Origin of the sequence: uncultured Cyclobacterium sp., assembly GCF_963976465.1 — a bacterium.
In the GTDB taxonomy this organism is placed as follows: Bacteria; Bacteroidota; Bacteroidia; order Cytophagales; family Cyclobacteriaceae; genus Cyclobacterium.
In genome coordinates this window covers 1-6,306 of record NZ_CAXBOC010000349.1, presented here as the reverse complement: position 1 = coordinate 6,306, position 6,306 = coordinate 1, and the positions used below count along the sequence as shown (strand labels likewise).

Sequence of the window (6,306 nt, the reverse complement as noted above, 5' to 3'; positions counted from 1 at the left end):
TGGTCGATATGGGTTTTTATCGCTTTTACATGAAGTTCAAGCGCAGATTTTTGTTCTGCATCTCCCAGAGCATTGCTGTATTTTTCGTAGGCAATTAACGAGATCTTACTGTCAATGATTACCTTTTTGTCATCCGGATAATGAATGATTACATCCGGTTGCATTTTCTTACCATCAGGGCCAAGAAGGGCTTGACCATTTTCGTCTTTCAGAAAGCCCTGAATACTGTAATGTCTGTCTTTTTCTAAACCGGAATTTTGTAATATGGTTTCCAAGATTGCTTCTCCCCAATTTCCCCTAATTTTGGCATTGCCTTTTAAGGCATTGGTTAAGTTTTTGGCTTCCTGACTGATTTGCTGGTTTAGTTCTGCGAGTTCTTTGACTTTTTTTTCCAGTGAAAACCTTTCTCTGGATTCCATGGCGTAAGCCTCCTGTACTTGCTTCTTAAAGGCGTTCAATTCTTTCCCTAGGGGCTGGAGAAAGTTTTCTATATTTTCCTGATTTTGACTAGTGAATTTCTTGGATTTTTCCTCTAAAATTTTGTTGGCCAGTAATTCAAATTCTTGTTGAAATTGACCACGCATTTTTTCTATTTCCTGCTTTTGAAAAATTAATTTCTCACGCATAAACTGAAGCTCACTTTCCAGTTTTCCTTTATCTAAAGCGAGTTGGTAATTCTCTTTTTCTAAGGAATTGGAAAGTATGGAAAGTTGCTCATTTTCTTTTTGAGACGTTCCATATTTGCTTGACTGATACTGGTACTTTTCGCTAAGCCTTTCTTTTTCCAGGCTAAGGTCTCCCAGGCTTTCTTTCAATTGGTCGCGTTTTTTGTAGGACTTGATCAACAACGTAGCCAGCAAGGCTATTATGCCGGACATCAATACCAAAAGCACAACCAATTCTATTGCCATTTGATCCGGAATTAGGGAGTTTATTGTTTTCTTTGTCGAATAGCTTCGTAAATCACTATCCCTGTGGCAACAGAAACATTTAAACTTTCTATTTGGCCATGAACAGGAACTTTAACGAATTCATCACACAAGCCCATAAGTTCATCTGAAACGCCATCTTCTTCAGATCCCATAACCAATACTGTAGGAGTAGTAAGGTCTGCCTGGTACATCATTCGGTCTGTTTTTTCGGTCACACCCACCACTTTCAAACCTGATTTCTTAAGGTCCTTAAGGGTATAATAGAGGTTTCTTACCCTACTTACCGGTAGAAAATTTAAAGCTCCGGCAGATGTTTTAACCGCATCCGAATTGATTTGCGCACTACCTTTTTCCGGAATAATAATTCCATGAACACCCGCAACTTCTGCTGTCCTGGCAATGGCTCCAAAATTACGTACATCCGTGACCCTGTCAAGCATCAAAATAAGTGGTGCTTCCCCTTTAGTATAAGTGCTGTCCACTACATTTTCCCATGAAGCATAGGCTATGGATGATATATAAGCGATGACACCTTGGTGGTTTTTTCTGGTTATTCGATTGAGTTTACTTTCGGGAACCTTGGTTACCGGTAGCTTTTTCTCCTTGGTTAGTGCAAGTAATTCTTTTAAAAGATCTCCTTTAAGTTCTTTGTTTACCAGTATTTTGTCTATTTCTCTGTCTGCATTCAAAGCCTCCATGATGGACCTGATGCCAAAGATAAAATCCTTTTGGTCTTCGCTTTTGTTGATTAAAAAACCATCCTTCCGTTTCTCCATGCTGTGATAGTTTTGAACCATACAGGCTGATAGGCTCTGGATCGGTTCAATGTATAATATTGTGGGGTTAAAATATTCTTTACACGTGCAAAGGTAAAGGTTATTTTTGAATTTGAATCCTTAGACAAGTAAACCCAAGTTTCTTTGTCTAAATTAAAGTATACTTCTTGTGGAGGCCCCATAATTATATAGACCATGCCACGGTCTGTTGCCCAACCTTCTTTAAAATCAGTGAATAAAATATTGGCAAATTCCACTTGCCGGAAATACTCTTTGATCAATTTTTTAGCTGCCTCTTCATCTCGTGTCATCCGGATCCAATATTCATCTAGGGCTATTTTTTTGTTTTCTGCAGCCAATAAAGCCTCGTGCTCTTTTCGGGTAGAAATATAAGCAACCATTTGGATCATTTCTTCCCAAGTTGACACTTTTGGGAATGCTTTTCCGGCCGTTTTGATCAGTAACCCACTAGCGGTGGTGGTGTCTTTTTGTATAAAGTAATAGCCTGATTTGTCAAAGGATACAGGTACATTCAATAAGAAATCCCCTTCATTGATTACTTTGGTTTCCTTGGCTATTTCAGGAACCTTGGTTTCCATAGGAGGAAGGGGGATAGGGAAATCTTGTGGGTAAAAATACCTATATAAGCTTACTCCTTGGTTACTTTTGAAGAGTAAGGATTCTTCCGCATTTAAAAAATTTTGGTCAAAGGGTATGTCATTGCCAAAGTAGGCGCCGAAAGAAGGTTGATCTACCACAAAAGGACTAATTAAATCTGCATGGTAAACATATTCATCCTCTTGTCTGGTGTCTATTGCCCGAAAAATAACATAGGCCTGGTCTCTGGAACTTGGGATTTCTACAGTTTCTTCAAAATAAAAATGGCCGGTAGTATTTTTTTTAAGCAGGTCTTGATCCAAGGCAATTACCTGATCATCCTCAATTCTCTGATCAAAGCTATGGACAATGGTGTAAGAGAATAAGTAATCGTCAAAATTCGGATCCTCTTCGATTTTCTCAACCAGCATTTGTAATTTAAAAGTTCTTTCTGCGGTTTTAATTGGAATTACTTTCAAAGAAATTCTTGAATACCTGGAATACCTTAAACTCTGGTTAATACTTTGCAGATTTTTTTGTGCAAAAGAAGGAAGAGAAAGGAGGATTAAAATAAATAATAACCCAATATTTCGTTTCATATACAATGACTTTATTTTTTCCATAGTTGGTTTTAAAAATTAACCTTAATTTTGTTGAAAATAATAAAATTTTAGATGGCTACCTATACAACGGAAATTACTTCCGATAAGTTAATCAGTGACAATCCTATTCATCAACGTCTTTTTAAAGCATACATTGTTGCTAAAAGTTTCGTTTCCGGCAATTTGTTGGAGATTGGCTGTGGCGAAGGCAGAGGGGTACAGGCCCTAGGCCCATTGGTAAATCATTACCACGGCCTAGACAAGATAGGGGAAATCTTGGACAGGCTAAAGGATAAATACCCGGAATTTACCTTCGAGCAAGCAATTATTCCTCCATTGGCCGGCGTGGAGGATAATTCCTTTGATTCAGTTGTGAGTTTTCAGGTGATTGAACATATTGATGATGACAGGCAATACCTGGAAGAAATTTATCGTGTATTAAAACCGGGAGGAATGGCTTTGATCTCCACCCCAAATATTAGGTTTTCATTGTCTAGGAATCCTTGGCATATAAGAGAATATACACCTTCTCAACTTCAAAAATTATGTGAATCAATTTTTGATAAAGTGGAAACAAAAGGGATTGGCGGGAATGCCAAAGTTTGGGATTATTACGAAGCGAATAAGGTTTCCGTAAATAAAATTACGCGTTGGGATATTTTAAACCTACAATACAGGTTACCTGCCGGATGGCTGAAAATCCCCTATGAGATCTTAAATAGAATCAATAGAAATAAGCTACATAAACATCAAGGAGCGGCTGTAGAACAATTGCATCATGAAGATTACTTGTTGGTAGAAAACCCTGAGGAGGCCTTAGATCTGTACTATATTCTACACAAAAAATAATCGGCTGCTTAAATTGATAAGCAGCCGATTGGAATAATTTTTAGCGTTTAATATTAATCAGCCAATGGCTATTTTATCTTCTTTGAAGTTGTGGGGGACCTGCTGCAGCTCCAAATATTCGTTCGTAATCCTGCTGAATTTGATTGGCCTTTTCTTCATACCCCTGTTCTCGTAATTGGGGTACAAAGTAGCGCAACATCTGCATGGAGATTTGAGCTTCCCTGTCCATAGATCTACCGGTCTCCTGATAGAAGTCAAGGAGCTCTATAGAACGTTTAGACATTTGGTCGATAATATCCAGGGCTTCTTCATCCATGTCCAACTCGAATAAAACGGGTACAGCTTGTCCGCTAGCCATGTCGTACGGTATGGCCTTTCCGGGAAGTTTTTCCAGACTCAACCTCATAATGTCTTCCGCTCTCTCCTTATCTTGTTCATCCAATAAGGCTATGGCAATGCTATTGAGTACACTTCTATGGTTGGAGGTGAATCTCCTGAATTCGTCATCAAAATAGTTGTCCGGATTGTCCATTCCTCTAAAGGCGAATTTTTCAGTAACATTCTTATAGGCCAGATCGGTATTAATTAACTCGTCTTGGTTGTCGGGCTTTTGGATGGGGAGCAACCTGTAGGTCAGTCCTTCCATGACCACATGGTCACTCATGTCAAAGCCAATGGTGGCCAAAGAAGTATTGTTGAAATAAATGGGTCTTTCCCAATTGTTAGTAGCGATCAGATCCAATAACATCAGGTTACCCTTGGTTACATAATTTCCCTTGATCCTAATATTGATGTTTGGAATTTGCAGGTCCTTAAATTGTGGCGGCACAATTCCGGATTTTTCTACATTTTCAGTATTTACGGGCAAGGTTAAAATTCTGGAAGGAACCGTATTAATATTGCTGCTTGACCTGCTATTGGTTAATTTTAGTAAATCACTGTTGCCTTTTAATAGTTTGAGGTATTCCACCAGTGGCAAGCTTTCAATTCTATCCGTTACGTAAAGCACATCATTGGTGCCTTTTTTAAAGTTGTCAAAATTCAAAGTGAAATCCAAAGCAGCAGACTCATTGACAGGCCTGGCCATTTGTTTGACATACCAATCGGTGTCAAAATAACTTAATACAATAACCCGCACATCAGTCCTAAAGCCTTCCACTTCCTGCACATACCAAAGCGGGAAGGTGTCATTGTCGCCTCCGGTGAATAATATGGCATTGGGGGCACATGAAGCGAGAAAGTTTCTAGCGGAATCCACAGAGAAGTACCTGTCGGATCTGTCATGGTCATTCCAATTTTCTGCGGCCATTAAAATAGGAACAGGCAATGCAATTAGTGCAGCATATACCCCTGCCATTACCATTCCTTTTTTCAATTTTCTAAGTTGATGACTGATGGCCATTACACTAAAGCCAATCCAGATGGCAAAGGCATAAAAGGAACCCACATAGATGTAATCTCTTTCCCTTGGCTCTACAGGCGGGGAATTGAGGTAGAGTACCAGTACGACTCCCATCATTAGGAATAGCATGAGGGTAAGCCAGAATGATTCCGGGTCATGTTTTGCTTGGAAAAACATGCCTATAAGCCCTAAAATTAAGGGTAGCATAAAATAATTGTTATGCCCTTTATTTTCTTTGATATAATCAGGAAAATCTATGGTAATTGTATTCCATATACTTAAATAGGGGGCATTACTAAAGTCACTCTCTCTTCCACTGAAATTCCACATAAAATACCTCCAATACATATGACCCAGTTGGTGGTCAAACATGAAATAGATATTGTCAAAGAAAGTAGGGTCTTGACCTTCCCTTAATCCCAGCTTGGATCTATAGATTTGTTTATGCCTTTCTTGAGTAGAGTATATTCTAGGAAGTAAGGTGGTTTTTTCAGGATCATAAATGTTTTCCAATTGATAATCCACCACTTCATATTTGTCTTCTCCCTTGGCATAAACAGGGTCCCCTTCTACCTGATCAATAATGTCTGCGGTGAAATACTGTCCTTGCATCAGAGGACGGTAGCCATATTGCTCTCTTTTTAGATAGCTAACAAAACTGATAATGTCTTTAGGATCATTTTCGTTGATTACTGGCTCAGCATTCGCGCGGATTACGATCAGTGCATACGAACTATAACCTATAAGAATAAAAGAGAAGCAAATTAAAATGGTATTTAAAATGACTTTTTCTTTTTTGTGAGAATATATCACAGCAAAAATCAGCCCTCCTAAGAATACAATAGAAAAGAAGATAATGCCCGAACCAAATGGCATGCCTAAACTGTTGACAAAAAAGATTTCTAGAGAACCTGCAATGCTTGGTAAGCCGGGAATTATAAAATTATTGATAACAACCAAGGCTACGCCCCCTAATAAAAAGGCAATGATTCCTCCTTTAAGGTTATGGTTTTTATATTTTTTAAAGTAAACAACTAAGGCTAAAGCCGGAAGGGTTACCAGATTTAATAAGTGAACTCCTATTGATAATCCTACCAAATAGGCGATAAAGATCATGTACTTGTTTTCTTCCTCTGGATCCTTGATAA

5 protein-coding genes are annotated in these 6,306 nt (G+C 38.6%); 1 reads left to right on the top strand and 4 read right to left on the bottom strand.

Going from position 1 to position 6,306, the window contains the following annotated elements; translation table 11 throughout:
• From rmuC to AAC037_RS17465, 3 genes are all read right to left on the bottom strand, one after another.
• Positions 1 to 911, bottom strand: a 911-nt coding sequence (gene rmuC / locus AAC037_RS17475; protein ID WP_339904360.1) for a DNA recombination protein RmuC, incomplete at its 3' end; no start/stop codon positions are given.
• A gap of 20 nt (positions 912 to 931) precedes the next feature.
• The gene (gene rlmB / locus AAC037_RS17470; protein ID WP_014018113.1) at positions 932 to 1,708 is read right to left on the bottom strand and encodes a 23S rRNA (guanosine(2251)-2'-O)-methyltransferase RlmB; all 777 of its coding nucleotides are present in this window, start codon (positions 1,706 to 1,708) and stop codon (positions 932 to 934) included.
• Positions 1,681 to 2,904, bottom strand: a complete 1,224-nt coding sequence (locus AAC037_RS17465) for a GWxTD domain-containing protein (RefSeq protein WP_339904358.1) — start codon at positions 2,902 to 2,904, stop codon at positions 1,681 to 1,683. The genes rlmB and AAC037_RS17465 overlap by 28 nt, the downstream gene beginning before the upstream one ends.
• Positions 2,905 to 2,979: 75 nt before the next feature.
• On the opposite strand from AAC037_RS17465, the gene AAC037_RS17460 reads away from it, so the two are divergent.
• Positions 2,980 to 3,756: a class I SAM-dependent methyltransferase gene (locus tag AAC037_RS17460; protein ID WP_339904357.1), complete on the top strand. Its 777-nt coding sequence runs from the start codon at positions 2,980 to 2,982 to the stop codon at positions 3,754 to 3,756.
• Positions 3,757 to 3,829: 73 nt separating this feature from the next.
• Here the strand turns inward: AAC037_RS17460 and AAC037_RS17455 are convergent.
• Positions 3,830 to 6,306 (bottom strand): DUF2723 domain-containing protein (locus tag AAC037_RS17455; protein ID WP_339904356.1); only part of this gene is annotated, 2,477 nt, incomplete at its 5' end.

Coding starts and splice junctions, on each gene's coding strand:
- AAC037_RS17465 (WP_339904358.1), bottom strand. CDS start 2,904: ATGAAACGAAATATTGGGTTATTATTTATTTTAATCCTCCTTTCTCTT.
- AAC037_RS17460 (WP_339904357.1), top strand. CDS start 2,980: ATGGCTACCTATACAACGGAAATTACTTCCGATAAGTTAATCAGTGAC.
- rlmB (WP_014018113.1), bottom strand. CDS start 1,708: ATGGAGAAACGGAAGGATGGTTTTTTAATCAACAAAAGCGAAGACCAA.